General features: G+C 69.2%; 16 protein-coding genes and 1 tRNA gene. 5 read left to right on the top strand and 12 right to left on the bottom strand.

Annotated elements, in window-relative coordinates; all coding sequences use genetic code 11:
- Window positions 1-106: 106 nt before the first annotated feature.
- From infB to ACJ4V0_RS00215, 5 genes are all read right to left on the bottom strand, one after another.
- Window positions 107-3,208, bottom strand: a complete 3,102-nt coding sequence (gene infB, locus ACJ4V0_RS00235; protein ID WP_448297529.1) for a translation initiation factor IF-2 — start codon at window positions 3,206-3,208, stop codon at window positions 107-109.
- A gap of 39 nt (window positions 3,209-3,247) precedes the next feature.
- On the bottom strand, window positions 3,248-3,940 hold the full coding sequence (locus tag ACJ4V0_RS00230) for an RNA-binding protein (RefSeq protein ID WP_448297528.1): 693 nt from the start codon (window positions 3,938-3,940) through the stop codon (window positions 3,248-3,250).
- Between the two features lie 28 nt (window positions 3,941-3,968).
- Window positions 3,969-5,570, bottom strand: coding sequence for a transcription termination factor NusA (nusA, locus tag ACJ4V0_RS00225; RefSeq protein WP_448297527.1), 1,602 nt, complete (start codon window positions 5,568-5,570; stop codon window positions 3,969-3,971).
- A gap of 12 nt (window positions 5,571-5,582) precedes the next feature.
- Complete coding sequence (gene rimP / locus ACJ4V0_RS00220) at window positions 5,583-6,377, bottom strand: ribosome maturation factor RimP (protein ID WP_448297526.1); 795 nt, start codon at window positions 6,375-6,377, stop codon at window positions 5,583-5,585.
- A gap of 180 nt (window positions 6,378-6,557) precedes the next feature.
- Window positions 6,558-6,965, bottom strand: a complete 408-nt coding sequence (locus tag ACJ4V0_RS00215; protein ID WP_448297525.1) for a TIGR02300 family protein — start codon at window positions 6,963-6,965, stop codon at window positions 6,558-6,560.
- Window positions 6,966-7,128: 163 nt separating this feature from the next.
- On the opposite strand from ACJ4V0_RS00215, the gene aroA reads away from it, so the two are divergent.
- Genes aroA through ACJ4V0_RS00200 form a run of 3 tightly spaced genes read left to right on the top strand, consistent with a single transcriptional unit; the run spans window position 7,129 to window position 9,433 of the window.
- Window positions 7,129-8,439, top strand: coding sequence for a 3-phosphoshikimate 1-carboxyvinyltransferase (aroA, locus tag ACJ4V0_RS00210; RefSeq protein ID WP_448297524.1), 1,311 nt, complete (start codon window positions 7,129-7,131; stop codon window positions 8,437-8,439).
- Window positions 8,436-9,071: a (d)CMP kinase gene (gene cmk / locus ACJ4V0_RS00205; RefSeq protein ID WP_448297523.1), complete on the top strand. Its 636-nt coding sequence runs from the start codon at window positions 8,436-8,438 to the stop codon at window positions 9,069-9,071. The genes aroA and cmk overlap by 4 nt, the downstream gene beginning before the upstream one ends.
- A complete protein-coding gene (locus tag ACJ4V0_RS00200) occupies window positions 9,068-9,433 on the top strand; it encodes a helix-turn-helix domain-containing protein (RefSeq protein ID WP_448297522.1) in 366 nt (121 codons plus the stop codon). The genes cmk and ACJ4V0_RS00200 overlap by 4 nt, the downstream gene beginning before the upstream one ends.
- On the opposite strand, the gene ACJ4V0_RS00195 is transcribed toward ACJ4V0_RS00200, so the two are convergent.
- Window positions 9,434-10,147 (bottom strand): methyltransferase domain-containing protein, encoded by a 714-nt coding sequence (locus ACJ4V0_RS00195; RefSeq protein WP_448297958.1) that lies wholly within the window; start codon window positions 10,145-10,147, stop codon window positions 9,434-9,436. It abuts the gene before it with no gap.
- 214 nt (window positions 10,148-10,361) lie between these two features.
- Here ACJ4V0_RS00195 and gloB point away from each other — a divergent pair, with 214 nt between their 5' ends.
- Window positions 10,362-11,129: a hydroxyacylglutathione hydrolase gene (gene gloB, locus ACJ4V0_RS00190; RefSeq protein ID WP_448297521.1), complete on the top strand. Its 768-nt coding sequence runs from the start codon at window positions 10,362-10,364 to the stop codon at window positions 11,127-11,129.
- A 16-nt stretch (window positions 11,130-11,145) separates the two neighbouring features.
- Here gloB and ACJ4V0_RS00185 read toward each other — a convergent pair whose 3' ends face one another.
- Window positions 11,146-11,391 carry a DUF1674 domain-containing protein gene (locus tag ACJ4V0_RS00185; protein WP_448297520.1) on the bottom strand — a complete coding sequence of 82 codons (246 nt, stop codon included), beginning with the start codon at window positions 11,389-11,391 and terminating at the stop codon, window positions 11,146-11,148.
- Window positions 11,392-11,477: 86 nt separating this feature from the next.
- Between ACJ4V0_RS00185 and ACJ4V0_RS00180 the strand changes: the two genes are divergently transcribed.
- Window positions 11,478-11,562 (top strand) — tRNA-Leu (locus ACJ4V0_RS00180).
- Window positions 11,563-11,642: 80 nt separating this feature from the next.
- On the opposite strand, the gene ACJ4V0_RS00175 is transcribed toward ACJ4V0_RS00180, so the two are convergent.
- The 5 genes from ACJ4V0_RS00175 to ACJ4V0_RS00155 form a co-directional block, all read right to left on the bottom strand.
- Window positions 11,643-12,191 (bottom strand): general stress protein, encoded by a 549-nt coding sequence (locus tag ACJ4V0_RS00175; RefSeq protein ID WP_448297519.1) that lies wholly within the window; start codon window positions 12,189-12,191, stop codon window positions 11,643-11,645.
- 28 nt (window positions 12,192-12,219) lie between these two features.
- Entirely contained in the window at window positions 12,220-12,567 is a 348-nt protein-coding gene (locus ACJ4V0_RS00170) for a PepSY domain-containing protein (RefSeq protein WP_448297518.1), read from the bottom strand.
- A gap of 344 nt (window positions 12,568-12,911) precedes the next feature.
- On the bottom strand, window positions 12,912-13,262 hold the full coding sequence (locus ACJ4V0_RS00165; RefSeq protein ID WP_448297517.1) for a hypothetical protein: 351 nt from the start codon (window positions 13,260-13,262) through the stop codon (window positions 12,912-12,914).
- A gap of 292 nt (window positions 13,263-13,554) precedes the next feature.
- A complete protein-coding gene (locus ACJ4V0_RS00160; protein ID WP_448297516.1) occupies window positions 13,555-14,952 on the bottom strand; it encodes a TAXI family TRAP transporter solute-binding subunit in 1,398 nt (465 codons plus the stop codon).
- Window positions 14,953-14,991: 39 nt separating this feature from the next.
- Entirely contained in the window at window positions 14,992-15,381 is a 390-nt protein-coding gene (locus ACJ4V0_RS00155; RefSeq protein WP_448297515.1) for a hypothetical protein, read from the bottom strand.
- Window positions 15,382-15,516 lie beyond the last annotated feature (135 nt).

Below are 15,516 nucleotides of genomic sequence, written 5' to 3'. Positions count from 1 at the left end.
CACTTGCCCATGGGTCGCAGCAAGGACCGCCAGGGGTTCAAACGGTGGACAAAGAAAAGGCGACCAGATGGCCGCCTTTTCACATGTCCGATGAAGCGCCTGCCGGTCACAGCGAGCGCTTGATCTCCTCGACGCGGTAGCACTCGATGATGTCGCCCGCGCGCATGTCCTGGTAGCCCTCGAAGGCCATGCCGCATTCCTGGCTGACCTGGACCTCCTTGACCTCGTCCTTGAAGCGCTTGAGCGTCGACAGCTTGCCCTCGTGGACGACGACGCTGTCGCGGATGAGGCGCACATTGGCGCCGCGCTCGACCCGGCCTTCGGTGACCCGGCAGCCCGCCACCTTGCCGACCTTGGTGATGTTGAACACCTCCAGGATCTCGGCATTGCCCAGCATGGTCTCGCGCAGTTCGGGCGGGAGCAGGCCGGACATGGCGGCTTTGATGTCGTCCACCAGGTCGTAGATGATGTTGTAGTAGCGGATCTCGATACCAGCCTGCTCGGCGGCCGCACGCGCTTCCTTGTGGGCGCGCGTGTTGAAGCCGATGATGACCGATCCTGCCGTCTGGGCGAGGCCGACATCGCTCTCGGTGATGCCGCCGACACCCGACAGGATGACGCGGGCCGCCACCTCGTCGTTGCCGAGCTTGGCCAGGGCACCGACGATGGCCTCGACCGAACCCTGCACGTCGCCCTTGATGATCAGCGGGAATTCCTTCTTGCCCGCGCCGGCCTTGAGCTGGCTCATCATGTCGGCGAGCGAGGACCGTCCGGCGCCGAGGCGCGCGGCGGCCTTCTCCCGCTTCAGGTTCGAGCGGTAGTCGGTGATCTCGCGGGCGCGGGCTTCGTTGACGACGACCGCAACGCGGTCACCCGCCTCCGGCGTGCCGTTGAAGCCGAGCACCTCGACCGGGACGGAGGGACCGGCACCGTCGGTCGATTCGCCCTTGTCGTTGATCAACGCACGAACACGGCCCCACTCGGCGCCGGCGACAACGATGTCGCCCGGGTGCATGGTGCCGCGCTGGATCAGCACGGTCGCCACCGGACCACGACCGCGGTCGAGCTTGGCCTCGATCACCGTGCCTTCGGCGAGGCGGAACGGATTGGCCTTCAGTTCGAGAACCTCGGCCTGGAGCTGGATGAGTTCCAGCAGTTTGTCGAGGTTCTGGCCGGTCTTGGCGGAGAGTTCGACCTCGAGCACGTCGCCGCCGAGGCTTTCAAGCTGCACCTCGTACTGGAGAAGGTCGGTCTTGACCTTCTCGGGGCGGGCGTCGGGCAGGTCGATCTTGTTGATCGCCACGATCAGCGGAACCTTGGCGGCCTTGGCGTGATTGATCGCCTCGACCGTCTGCGGCATCACCGAATCATTGGCGGCGACCACCAGCACGACGATGTCCGTCACCTTGGCGCCGCGGGCGCGCATGGCGGTGAACGCGGCGTGGCCCGGCGTGTCGATGAAGGTCACGAGCCCGCCGAGCGGGGTCTGGACCTGATAGGCGCCGATGTGCTGGGTGATGCCGCCGGCCTCGCCCGAGACCACGTTGGTCTTGCGCAGGGCGTCGAGCAGCGAGGTCTTGCCGTGGTCGACGTGGCCCATGATGGTGACGACCGGGGCGCGGCCCTCCAGCATCTCCTCCGGATCGGGCGAATCGAACAGGCCTTCCTCGACGTCGGCCTCGGCGACACGGCGAACCGTGTGGCCGAGTTCCTCGGCGATGAGCTGGGCGGTGTCGGCATCGATCACGTCGGTGATCTTGTGCATCGCGCCCTGCTTCATCAGCATGCGGATGATGTCGACGGCCCGCTCCGACATGCGGTTGGCGAGATCGGCGATGGTGATCGTCTCGGGGATCGTCACCTCGCGCAGGATCTTCTCCTTCTGCTCGGTCGGGCGACGCCCGGTCATGCGCTGCACGCGGCGGCGGAAGGAGGCCTCCGACCGCATGCGGTCGGACGAATCCTCAAGCGCATTGGTGAGCGTCAGGCGGGTGCGGCTCGGCGCATCGGCAACCGGGCGCTCGGGGCGGGTCGCGGGGGCCACGACCTTGCCGCCGGGGCCACGGCGAACACCGCGCGGACCCTCATCGTCGTCTCCAGCGCCGCGCGGGCGGCCGGCAGACGGCGGGCCGGAGCGCATCGGACCGGCACCCTCGGGACGGGTGGGAATGGCACTGTTGGCCGGCGCGCCGAACTGGCGCGGCGGGCGCGGGCTGTCGAGGCGCGGCGGGCGACCGTCGACGCGGGGCGGGCGATCCCCGAAGGGACGGTCTCCCTGCGGACGATCACCATAGGGGCGGTCGCCTGCGGGACGCGGCGCATAGCCGCCCTCGCGCGGGGGACGATCACCGAAAGGACGGTCGCCCGGCGGGCGCGGCGGACGGTCGCCATAGGGGCGGTCGCCCTGCGGACGGGGGGCATAGCCCTCGCGCGGGGGACGATCGCCGAAGGGACGGTCGCCCGGCGGGCGCGGCGGACGGTCGCCGAAGGGCCTGTCGCCCTGCGGACGGGGGGCATAGCCATCGCGCGGCGGACGGTCGCCGAAGCCGCGGCTGTCGCGGGTCGGCGCGGCGGGACGCTGTTCGGGCGCGGCAGCGCGCGCCTCGGGAGCCGGCGCGGCTTCGGCAGCCGGCGCACGCGGGGCGCGGCCGATGTCGTCGAGGCTGCGGGGCCGATTGTCGTCGCCCAGGCGGCGGCGCGATTCCCACTCTGAACGGCGGCGGGTTTCGTCCTCGGCGCGGCGGCGGTCGTCTTCCTCGCGCTGGCGGCGGTCCTGCTCGGCGCGCTCGGCGGCGCGACGGGCGTCCTCCTCGGTGCGGCGGCCCTGTTCCTCGACGGAGAGCTTGCGCTCTTCCGCCTCGCGCACCCGGGCTTCGGCCAGCACGCGGTCACGCGCCTCGCGCTCCTCGTCGGAGAGCGTGCGCAGGATCATGCCGGGGGCGGGTTGCCGGGCCGGCGCCGGAGCGGCAGGGGCCGGGGCGGGGGCGCGCGGCTTCTCGGCCGTCGGGGCGGGAGCCGGCGCGGCCGGACGCGGCGGCGCGAACGAGCGCGGCTTCGCCGACACTTTCTCCACCACCACCGTCTTCGTGCGGCCGTGGCTGAAGCTCTGGCGAACCATGCTCTGTTCATTCCCGGCGGGCTTCTTCAGGCTGAGGGTCTTGCCCGTCAGGCTGAGGGTCTTGTCGCCGGAGGTCTTCTCATCGGTCATTCGGTTCTGGTCCTGCGCCGGGCGGCTGCGTCCGGGAAATCAGTGTTTCGGCTCGTTGACGGAAGCCGGAGGCCGACCTCCGGTCACGTCACCGGTGCGGTAAACCTCGAGGGCCGTGCAGCGCGCGAGAGCATTTTCGCTCGGCCCGCCGGCGAGCAGCGCTGCATGTATCACATTCATGCGCCCCAATGCCAAATCCAATTGCAGCGAGGTGAACGCCGTCACCCGCGGCATGGTGTCGGGGTCGTCGCCGAAGATGCGGCGGAGGACCTGGCCGAGCTTGCGAACGCCATCATCGCTCGCGTCCGAGGCGTGAATAAGGCCTGCCGCCGTCCCGCCCATCAGGGCCGCCTCGACCTTGGAGAACCCGGCGACCACGGCTCCGGCCTTGTTGGCGAGGGACAGCGAGGCGATGGCCTGCGCCTCGATGAGCCGTTCCACGAGTTCGGGCAGGTCGGCGGGGGCGGTCACCTCACGCCGGAAGGCGCGGGCGAAGAGCTTGCGCCTGACCGCCTCGGCGACGGCGGCCCGGGTCGCCGTGACCCAGGCGCCGCGGCCCGGAAGCCGGGCCTTGAGGTCGGGGACGATAACGCCGTCCGGCCCGACGACGAAGCGGACGAGCCCGTCCGGCGACGACGCGCGGCGGTTGACGATGCACGTGCGTTCGCTTCCCGACCGCCCCGCCAGGGGGCCGCCGTCGAGCGTCAGCTCATCTGCATCGGTCTCTGTCACGATCACCACCGGCCGTCATCGCTCCGACTCAGGCTTCAGCTTCAGCATCGCCTTCGGCCAATTCCGGTTCGGCTTCCGCCACCGGGGCCTCGATCCAGCCGGCCTTGACGCGGGCCTGCATGATCATCGCCTCGGCCTCGTCCTTGGTCAGCTCGAAACCGTCGAGGAAGCCGGCATGCTTCGTCGACTGGCCCTCCTTGCGCTCGGTCCAGCCGACCAGATCGTCGGGAACGCAGCCGGCGAAGTCCTCGAGCGACTTCACGTCGTTCTCGCCGAGCTTGACCATCATGGCGGTGGTCAGGCCATCGACCTCGCGCAGGTCGTCGGCAACGCCGAGTTCCTTGCGCCTGGCGTCATGCTCGGCCTCGATGCGGGCGATGGTGTCGAGCGCGCGGCGCTGCAGCTCCTGCGCCGTCTCCTCGTCGAAGCCTTCGATGGAGGCGAGGTCGGAGAGCTCGACATAGGCGACCTCCTCGACCGAACGGAAACCTTCGGACGTCAGCAGCTGGCCGACGACCTCGTCGACGTCGAGGGCACCCATGAACAGCTTGGTGCGGACCTCGAACTCGGCCTGGCGGCGTTCGCTCTCCTCCTGCTCGGTGAGGATGTCGATGTCCCAGCCGGTCAGCTGCGAGGCGAGGCGCACGTTCTGGCCGCGACGGCCGATGGCGAGCGAGAGCTGCGGATCGGGCACCACGACCTCGATGCGCTCGCGATCCTCATCGAGCACCACCTTGGCGACCTCGGCGGGAGCGAGAGCATTGACGACGAAGGTGGCGATGTCCGGGTTCCACGGAATGATGTCGACCTTCTCGCCCTGCAGCTCGGCGACCACCGCCTGCACGCGCGAGCCGCGCATGCCGACGCAGGCGCCGACCGGGTCGATGGAGCTGTCGCGCGAGACGACGGCGATTTTGGCGCGCGACCCGGGATCACGGGCGACGGCCTTGATCTCGACGATGCCGTCGTAGATTTCCGGCACTTCCTGGCCGAAGAGTTTGGCCATGAACTGCGGGTGGGTACGTGACAGGAAGATCTGCGGCCCGCGCTGCTCGCGGCGGACGTCGAAAAGATAGGCGCGGACGCGGTCGCCGTTGCGGAACATCTCGCGCGGGATCAGTTCGTCGCGGCGGACGATCGCCTCGCCGCGGCCGAGATCGACGACCACATTGCCGTATTCGACGCGCTTGACGGTGCCGGAGACGATCTCCCCGATGCGGTCCTTGTACTCGTCGAACTGGCGGTCGCGCTCGGCCTCGCGCACCTTCTGCACGATGACCTGCTTGGCCGACTGGGCCGCGATGCGGCCGAAATCGAAGGGCGGAAGCGTCTCGGCGATCCAGTCGCCGGGCTGGGCGGCGGGGTTCTTCCGACGCGCCTCCTCGGTGGCGATCTGGATGGCGACGTTGTCGATCTCGTCGACGACCTGGAGGAGGCGCGACAGACGGATCTCGCCCGACTTCGGATTGATCTCGGCGCGCACCTCGGTCTCCTGACCGTAGCGCGAGCGCGCCGCCTTCTGGATGGCGTCTTCCATCGCTTCGAGCACGATCTGGCGGTCGATCTGCTTCTCGCGCGCCACCGCGTCCGCGATCTGCAGCAATTCCAGTCGGTTTGCCGAGACGGCCATGGTTATTCCCCTCTAGCGGGATGGTTTGGGTTTGGCGTAGCGGCCCGGCCCCTTGGGCTTGGGACCGCGCGGCCCGTCGCCGGAGCGGACGGGGCCGGGAGTGGCTTTCTTCTTCGGCGCCTGGTCGGCGCGGACGGGACGCGGCGTGCCGGGACGGACGATGACGAGTTCGGCGTCGTCCGGGGCCTCTCCGGCGCCGTCCTCATCCATATCGTCCTCGTCATCCTCGTCCATGGCGCGGCCGGCGGCTTTCGCCCGGCGCAGCGCCTCGCGGATGAGGTCGTCGGAAAGGACGAGGCGCGCATCGCCGATCTCCTCGATCGGCAGCAGGATCTCGGCGGGCTCGTCGCCCTTGATGTCGGTGCGCTTCAGCCGCGCAGAGGTCCCCTCGGCGCCAAGCACGAAGCCGCGGAAGCGCTTGCGGCCAGCCTGGGCCACCGCCATCTCGACGCGGGCCTCGTAGCCGGCCCAGCGGTCGAAGTCGCCGGCACGCACCAGGGGGCGATCGATGCCGGGCGAGGAAATCTCGAGATTATAGGCTGCGGCGATCGGGTCCTCGACGTCGAGGACGGGCGACAGCGCCCGGCTGGTCGCCTCGCAATCGTCGATGGTGAAGGTGCCGTCGGACCGCTCGGCCATGATCTGCAGCGTCGAGCCGCCGGCCTGCGAGCCGGAGACACGCACCCGCACCAGGCGGAAGCCGAGGCCCTCGAGCACTGGTTCGACGATGGACGCGACGCGCGCGGCCACACCCGTCTCGACGATGAGACGGGGATCCTCGTTCAGGCGCGGCTCTTCCGCGGACAATCGCAGCTCCGAAAGTGGTCTCGCCGGCGGCTGAAACAAAAAGAGCGGGTCCCCGCAGGAACCCACTCTCACGATAGCCATCGATGAGGGTGTATGAATGACCGAAGTCGGCCTCTCAATACGCTTCACCGGGCGATTGCGCAAGGGGCCGCACGCCGTCCGGCGGGCGGCCTGCGCGCCTTACTGATCGTCGTCGTCGTCGGCGGCGTCGCCGATGAGGTCGCTGACGTCCCCGTCATCCTCGTCCTCGTCCGGCGCGAGGAAGGTATCGTCCTCGTCGCCGGCATCCTCGACCTCGACGTCCACGTCGTCGTCGATGGCCGCGACCTTGGCCGGAGACGCCTCTTCCTCGTCCGCCTCTTCGAGGCTGACCAGTTCGGCGTCCGGCACTTCGAGCTCGGCATCCACCTCGTCGACCTGCGGGACCGCCTTGGCGGCCGCCGACGAACCCCGGCGGGCCGGCTCGAACAGCACGCGCTGCAGCACCTCGCCCGTATAGGGAGAGACGATGGGATCGCGGTTCAGATCATAGAATTTCTTGCCGGTCGTGGGGCAGATGCGCTTCACGCCGAGTTCGGGTCTCGCCACTGCGGACTCCCTGAATAAAGATCGGACTTCTCTTGAAGGGGGGTCAGTTGGACGCAGAGCCCCTGCTTGTCAAGAGGCTTGCGGCGCGGGATAGAGCGCGGGACAGACTTTTCGAACCGAGCGGGACCCCCTGACCTTGAGCGCATCACAAGCCCAAACCCCGATGTCCGCGCGGCGCGGCGCCGCCCTGACGGGAACGCTGACCGTCCCCGGCGACAAGTCGATTTCGCACCGCGCGCTGATGTTCGGTCTCCTCACCGTGGGCGAGACGCGCATTTCCGGCCTGCTGGAAGGCGAGGACGTCCTGAACACCGCGAAGGTGTGCCGCCAGCTGGGTGCGACGGTCGAGCGCACCGGACCGGGGGCATGGGTGGTGCGCGGCGTCGGCGTCGGCGGCCTGGTGCAGCCGACAGAGCCGCTCGATTTCGGCAATGCGGGCACGGGCTGCCGGCTGATGATGGGCGTCGTCGGCTGCCACCCGATCCGCGCCACCTTCGATGGCGACGCCTCGCTGCGCAAGCGCCCCATGCGCCGCGCCCTCGATCCGCTGGAGCTCTTCGGGGTCCGGGTGGTGGAGCAGGCCGAGGGCGGGCGCCTGCCGATCACCATCGAGGGTCCAAAGGACGCCGTTCCGGTCGTCTATGAATCCCCGGTCGCCTCCGCCCAGGTCAAATCCGCCGTGCTGCTGGCCGGTCTCAACGCGCCCGGGGTGACGACGGTCATCGAGAACGAGGCGACGCGCGACCATACCGAGCGGATGCTGACCCATTTCGGCGCGCAGGTGACGACGACCCCGCATGGCGAGCATGGCCGGCGGATCGACCTCGTGGGACAGCCGGAGCTGAAGCCCGCTCCCGTCGTGGTTCCCGCCGATCCGTCCTCCGCCGCCTTCCCGATCGTCGCCGCCGCCATCGTGCCCGGTTCGGACGTCACGGTGACCGGCGTGATGATGAACCCGCTGCGCACCGGCCTCGTCACCACGCTGATCGAGATGGGTGCGGAGATCGAGATCCTGAACCCTCGTGTGGAATCGGGTGAGGACATCGCCGACCTGCGCGTCCACGGCTCGAAGCTCCGGGGCGTCGACGTTCCGGCACACCGCGCCCCCTCCATGATCGACGAGTATCCCGTCCTCGCCGTCGCCGCGGCCTTCGCCGAGGGGCCGACGCGGATGCGCGGCCTGCACGAACTCCGGGTGAAGGAATCCGACCGCCTCGCGGCGGTGGCGGCCGGTCTCGCCGCAGCCGGTGTCGATCACACCATCGAAGGCGACGACCTGATCGTCGCCGGCAACGGCAGGACGCCGGGCGGCGGCACGGTCGCTACCCACATGGACCACCGCATCGCCATGAGCTTCCTCGTCATGGGCCTCGCCACCGCCCGGCCCATGACCGTCGACGACACCGCCTTCATCGCCACCAGCTTTCCGGATTTCGTCGGCCTGATGCGGGGCCTGGGAGCGGATATCGCATGATCGTCGCCATCGACGGCCCGGCGGCCTCCGGCAAGGGCACGCTCGCCCGACGGATCGCCGCCCACTACGGCCTGCCGCATCTCGACACCGGCCTGCTCTATCGCGGGGTGGCGAAGATCATGCTCGACCGCGGCTTTCCGCTCGACAATCTCGCCATCGCCGAGGCCATCGCTCAGAACCTAGACCTCGACGACCTCGACGCCGAGAAGCTGCGCACCGGCGACGTGGGGGAGGCTGCCTCGGTGGTGGCGGCGCATGGCCCGGTGCGCAAGGCCCTGCTCGACCTGCAGCGCGCCTTCGCCGGGCAGGCCGGCGGAGCCGTTCTGGACGGGCGCGACATCGGCACCGTCATAGCGCCCGAAGCCGCCGCCAAACTGTTCGTCACCGCGAGCCCCGACGAGCGGGCACGGCGGCGCTTCCGCGAACTTGTCGGCCGGGGCGAGGTGGCGGACGACAGCGCCGGCTACGATGCCGTTCTCGCCGACATCCAGCGCCGCGACGCCCGCGATTCGGGCCGCGCCGACGCGCCCCTTCTCGTCGCCGCCGATGCGGTCGTGCTCGACACCACGGCGCTCGACATCGAGGCCGCCTTCGCGGCGGCCCTCGCCGCCGTCGAGGCCCGCCGGGCATGACGCCCTTCGGCGCACGCGTCCGGAGCTTGCGCGAAGAGAAGGGCGCCACCCTCACCGCCATGGCCGAGGCGGTCGGCGTCTCCGCGGCCTATCTGTCGGCCCTCGAGCACGGCAAGCGCGGCCGGCCGAGCTGGTACCTGATCCAGCGCATCATCGCCTATTTCGGCATCATCTGGGACGAGGCGGAGGAACTGGCGAAGCTCGCCGAGATCTCGCACCCGCGCATCGTCATCGACACGTCCGGCCTCTCGCCGCAGGCCACGGAACTTGCCAATCTCCTCGCCCGCAAGATCGCCCTGCTCTCCGACGAGGAGATCGCCGAACTGCTCTTCGTGCTGAAATCGAAGCTGCCGGGGCGGTGATCAGCCGGCTTCGGTTCCTCCGTGACGCTCGACGGCGGCCCGCGCCGCCGGCGTCGGGTTGAGCACCGGCCTGAAGATCTCGATGGCCCGCTCGCGTCGCAGCGACGCCGGCCGATAGACCTGCTTCGTCGCCTCGACGAGATGGACGCCTGCGAAGGGCAGCGTCAGGGCGGACCCCATCCGCTCCCAGGCCATGGCCGATCGGAGAATGAGGGACTTGCTGACGGGCGGCACCCACAGCGCCTGGCTCCAGGCGATCGGGGTGAAGGACGATTGCCGCATCAGCTCGGTGAGCTGGCGGGACGAATAGGGCCGGCCCTGGCCGAAGGGCGTGGTGTCGCGCTGCGCCCACAGGCCGCGCCGGTTGGGCACCACCGCGAGGACCTTGCCGCCGGCGGCCAGCACCCGCCAGGCCTCGCGCAGCAGGGCCTGGACGTCGTTGGAGACCTCCAGCGCATGGACGATGAGCAGCCGGTCGACGGCGGCGTCCGCCAGCGGCAGCATGTCGTCCTCGACGAGCGCCGAGCGCCCGGGACGGGCGGTCGGCCAGCTGATGACGCCCTGGCGTGCCGGCATGAAGGCGAGCGAGCGGTCGGCCTCCTCGCGGAAAATGCCGAGATAGGGCGTGCAGTAGCCGAGGCCGACGGTGAGCATGCCGCGGGCGGAGGACCAGTGCGTGCGCACGGCGCGCGTCACCATACGCCGCGCGACCATGCCGAGCGGCGAGGAATAGAAGGCGCGCAGGTCGATGACGTCGGACACGGGGCTCCTTCCTTGCAGGCCGGCCGCTCGCCGGGCCGCGGGGAGAATGGAATGGCCATCGGCGGCAGGCAATGACATATAGCAGCCAGGATGAACGGGATGGGTCGCCGCGCGATCCGGTCCCCTCGCTCAACGCTCACAGCCGCTCGAACCCCTGGAGACCCGCATGGCTGCCGACGTCCACATGTTCCCCTGCCTGAGCGACAATTTCGGCGCGCTCATCCATGATCCGGCCACCGGCGCCACGGCCGCCATCGACGTGCCCGACGCCGAAGCCACCCTCGCCGCCGCGAAGGCGAAAGGCTGGACGATCAGCCACATCCTCGTCACCCACCACCATCCCGACCACGTGCAGGGCATCGAGGCGGTGAAGGCGGCGACATCGGCCCGCGTCATCGCCAACGCGGCCGATGCGCACCGCATTCCGCTCGTGGACGAGACCGTCGCTCCCGGTGGCAAGGCGCGGTTCGGATCGCTCGAGGCCGACGTCATCGACACGCCCGGCCACACCGTCGGCCACATCGCCTACCACTTCGCCGCCGAGAGGATCCTATTCTCCGGCGACACGCTGTTCTCGCTCGGCTGCGGCCGCCTGTTCGAGGGCACCCCGCAGCAGATGTGGGATGCGCTGAAGCTGCTGCGCACGCTTCCCGACGACACGGTCGTCTATTGCGGCCATGAATACACGGGCTCGAACGCGACGTTCGCGCTCACCGTCGATCCGGACAATCAGGCGCTGAAGGCGCGGGCCGCGGAGGTCTTCCGCCTGCGCGAAGGCGGCCAGCCGACGCTGCCGACCACGATCGGCCAGGAGAAGGCGACGAACCCGTTCCTGCGCGCCGACGACGCCGCAATCGCGGCCGTGCTCGACATGAAGGGCCGCCTGGCGGCGGAGGTTTTTGCGGAACTGCGCGATCGCAAGAACAAGGCCTGACGGCCGCGCCCGGCCTTCAGAAGTCGACGGCGATGCCGCCGACCTCCCAGTCGTCGTAGCGGACCGGATCGGCGCCGCCGCGGCCGTGCAGTTCGGGGTTGGCGGCGAGTTCGGCCGCCCTGGCGTCGAGGGCGGCGCGGCGCTCGGCGGCCTCGGCCAGCGCGCGCCGGGCGGCGTCGGACAGGACTTTCGCCGGAGCCTCCACGCGTGCGGAGGGCTGGTCGACGGCCACGGCCGTGGTGAAGACGGGGTTCTCGCTCATGCCCCGGGAAATCGGTCCCGGGGGCGCCGAAGTCAAGGCCTGCGCGTTGACCCGCACCCGTGCATGGCTATAGTCCCGCCCGCGTTGCCCCTATGGCGGAATTGGTAGACGCGCTCGACTCAAAATCGAGTTCCGCAAGGAGTGCTGGTTCGATCCCGGCTAGGGGCACCACGGCTTTTTCCGACGTCGCTTCGACATGACAAAGGCCCCCCGCCGACGGCGGAGGGCCTCTTCAGTCTTCAGACGCTGTGTCAGGCGGCGCGACCGGTCCAGCCGTCATTGCGCCAGTCGCCGGCGCGATCCCGCGGGTTGTACGAGCCGGTTTCCAGCAGGCTCTGGATGCGGCTCGCCTGAGCGCTCTCCACCCGCGCCGACACCATGGTGCCGCCGCGACGGATGCCCTCCGCATAGGTGTGCGCATCATCATCCGACAGGCCGGCGCCGGTCAGCGCCCCGACCAGTCCGCCCGCGGCGGCACCGGCACCGGCACCGACCAGCGTGGCGGCGAGCCAGCCGGCCGCAACCACCGGGCCGAGACCCGGAATGGCGAGGATGCCGAGACCGGCGAGGATGCCGGCGGTGCCGCCGGCGACAGCGCCGAGGCCGGCGCCGGTTCCCGCGCCCGCCGAGCTGTCGTCGGTGACCGTCGGGGCGTAATCGCGATAGGCGCTGCGGTCGATCGTCCGGTCGTTGGAGAGGACCGAGATGTCATCCCGGGGGATGCCGGCGGACACGGCCCGCTCGACGGCGGCGAGGGCGTCCGAGTAGCTGTCGAAGATGGCGGAAACGGTGGTCTTCATGATGAATGTCCTTTCCTGGATTGATGGATCACTGGGCGGAGATGTTGCCGCGGAAATCGAGGCCGACGGTCACGGCCCGGCCGTTCCACTGGCCACGCCCGCGCCAGATGCCGTTGTCGTCCTTGGTGAGATCCGTGACGCCGGTGATGCCTGCCTCCTCGAAACGACCGCGTGCCTGGCCCTCGGTGAAGCTGTTGGCGCCGTTCTCGAGGGGGGCTGCGTTCACAGCGCGTCGCTCAGTGGCGGCGGGGGGCGTGGCGGGGGAGGTCGCCGCAGGAGGAGCCGCCGCGGGCGGGGTGGCCGGGGGGGTCGTCTGCGCCATGGCGAGGCCGGCGGTGAAGACGGCCGAGGAGGTCAGAAGAAGAAGTCGTTTCATGATATGAGCCCCTGTTTTGGACAGTGAGACTCATGCAACTCGGATCATGACATTGGCGTTCCCGTGTTGTTTTTTTTATTTCGCAGGGTACACAAGCCAATTTCATGAATAATATCAGGTTAACATCATGTAGATGTGAATCACTATGCAAAAATATATCATCGATGTGCCCATACCATTGTCGATGACATAGGGCGACATCGATGAATTGAGAAATTCGACCGTCCCGTTCTCACAGGACCTTCACTGATGATCGTGTTGTTCCGCCAACCGATCCCCGGCCCGCCGTACGTGGCAGCGGCCGGAGATCCAGTCCCCGCCGCTGCGAGCAGGTGTACGGTCCGTCAGGACCCGCGCTTCACGAAGGGCGCCGCCACACCGGGCTTTGCCGGCCTGGAAAGCCAGTAGCCGAGCGCCACCGCCGCCCCGACAACGAACAGCGGCGCGAGAAGCGAGGGATTGCGTCCCACATGTCTCATGGCGAGACGGCCGGTGCTGACGGCCGCAACCGGCCCGATTCCGAGCCGGTCGAGATGCCCGACGGCCGAGCGCAGATGGTCCGGTGCGGCAGCCAGACGCGTCTGGGCCTCGCTTCCCTGACGCCCGATTTCGCGGGCGAGTGCGAACAACTGCTCGACGGCGCCATCGGCGACGTCGCGTGCGGACGAACGGGTCCTGTTCGAGAACGAGAACATGGGCGTTCCTTTCAATGGGTCATGGACAATCGCGTACCCTGATCAACACCCGCCGGCGGCGCAGGTTCCCTGAAACCGCGGCTCCGCGGGGCGCCGTCCGAGGCCCGCCGTCTGGCGGCCGAGGGCGTAGTCACGGGCCGGCGCCTGGGCGGATCGCTCCCGGTGACGTCCGAGGGGGAGGCCGCGCCGGCCGTGCACCGATCTGCGGAGGCCCTCCGGGCCGGGACTATGCGCCCCCGCCACCCCGGCTGGCCCCATGGCTGCAGCTCCGGAGGCGGGCCGCCGGTGGGTGTCAGGTGACCGACAGGGACGATGACGTGGACGCCGCGAGAAGCTCGCTCCTGCGCTCTGCAATGGCCGCACTCAGGCGCTCGCTCATAATATCGAAGGCCGGCTTCATCTCGATGTCGACCTTGCCCTGCAGCATGTTCTGGGAGAGTTCGCCGAGCAGGCGGTCCATTGCCTGGACGATCTCGTCGAGATCGCCGGTCGAGCCGGCGACGCGGGTCCGCGCGATCAGTTCCTCGAAGACGTGATGCTCGTGGAAGACGAGGTTCCGGCGGCGTGGGAACAGGTAGCGCCACAGCCAGACGATGGCCGACAGGATGCCGCTGAAGCCGAAAAGGACGACATAGATCAGCGTCTCGTAGCGTTCGAAGAAGTTCTTCTCCTCCGCATCGTAGTAGTTGCTGGCTCCCGGATGCAGGGTGAAGGCCGAGCCGCGGTCCGTCGGCAGGGCCTCGATCCGCCCGGCTGCCGGAAACTGCGACATGAGCCCGTGTCGCTGGGTGAAGAGCTGCCGTGTGAACTCCTCGACCACGTCGTTCGCAAGCCCGCGTCGCGCCACGAGCAGCGAAGGGAAGCCGAGCGTGGAGACGGCTTCGGCCGGCAGCAGCGGATTGGTGCCGAATTCGCCGGGTACGAGTTCGACGGCACTGAAGACCTTGTTGCGGGCCTGAAAGACATTGCCCTCGACCAGCGGGACCAGGAGCGGTCTGCGCTCGCCGCTGCACCCGAGGGCCCGGATGGTCTCCCCGATGACCGCTTCGCCGCGCGGAAAGGCCATGAACAGCGCATCGACGGGCTTGGCCGCGACGGCCGCCGTCACCTCGGTTGCGGATCTCGCCTGGACGACGTCGATGTCGTTCAGGGCGAGCCCGTGATAGGCGGCGAGCTTCTCGAACAGGGCCTTGTTGCCGGGGCCTCGTCCGACGACCACGACGCGCCGTCCCTTGAGGTCGGCGAAGCCTTGCATCGGCTCCGGCTGGCCAATGGCGGGCGGCGGCGGCCGTACCCGCGATCCTGCACGAGACGCTGCCGGCGCCGGCGCTGCGGGCGGGGCCGCGCAGCCGACGAGGAGGGCCACATTCTGGTGCAGAATGGCCACTGCGAGCCCGGTTGCCGGAATACGGTAGTCCGCCCGCGCGATGGCAAGATCGACGTCACCGGCGTCGATCGCGGCAGAGGTCTCCGCCACATTGGTCAAAGGCGCCAATGCCAGCCGGACCCGATATCTTTCCCGTTCGGCCGTCTGCGCAAGTGCGGCGAAGAACTGGGACGTCTCGCTGCCGGCGGGCGCAACGGCCATGCGCAGCGGAATCGGCGCGAGATAGAGAAACCAGTAGGTTCCGATCGCGAGCCCGACCGTCGCGACGATGACCGCGAGACCCGCCAGGTCGCGACGGCTCATCGGGCCACTCCCGCAACGGCGACAGCCGGCTTGCCACAGCTAGTCATGGCGAACCCACAGCATTCCGACCACGCGCCCGTCATGGGTGAGTTCAAGGCGCAAACCGTCGCCGGACTGCCAATGGTCGCCGAAGCCGAGAGACTGCAGATCGACATTCTCCCACAGGGAGCCGCGCTGTTCGTCGTTGATGAAAATGGGCCAGCGCGTGACGCCGCGCGGCGTGACCCAGGAACGCCCCTTCCGCGCCGACATCAGCAGCTCCTTCGCCCGTTGCTCGATGCTCCGGCGGACCTCGCTCACCCCTGCGGCACGTCGCACCTCCGCCTCGCTCGACGCACGGACCGTCGGTCCCGCGAACCCGACGGACAGGATCGCCATCGCCCACGCGGCAGACAAGACGAGGACCTTCCTGTAGCGCCTGAATGTCATGGCGGCCGTTCCCTGATGATCCGGTGCCCCTGACGGGGCCCTCATATTCATAATGGACTATTCATAGGGCTGCGTCCTTGACGTGCGTCATCCGCGCCACACCGCAGGGTGCGAGCTTGCGGGCCTCTCGTCCAG

It is taken from the genome of Phreatobacter aquiterrae (genome assembly GCF_053471285.1).
Note: the sequence above shows the minus strand (reverse complement) of the source record. Positions and strands in the feature narration are given on the sequence as shown.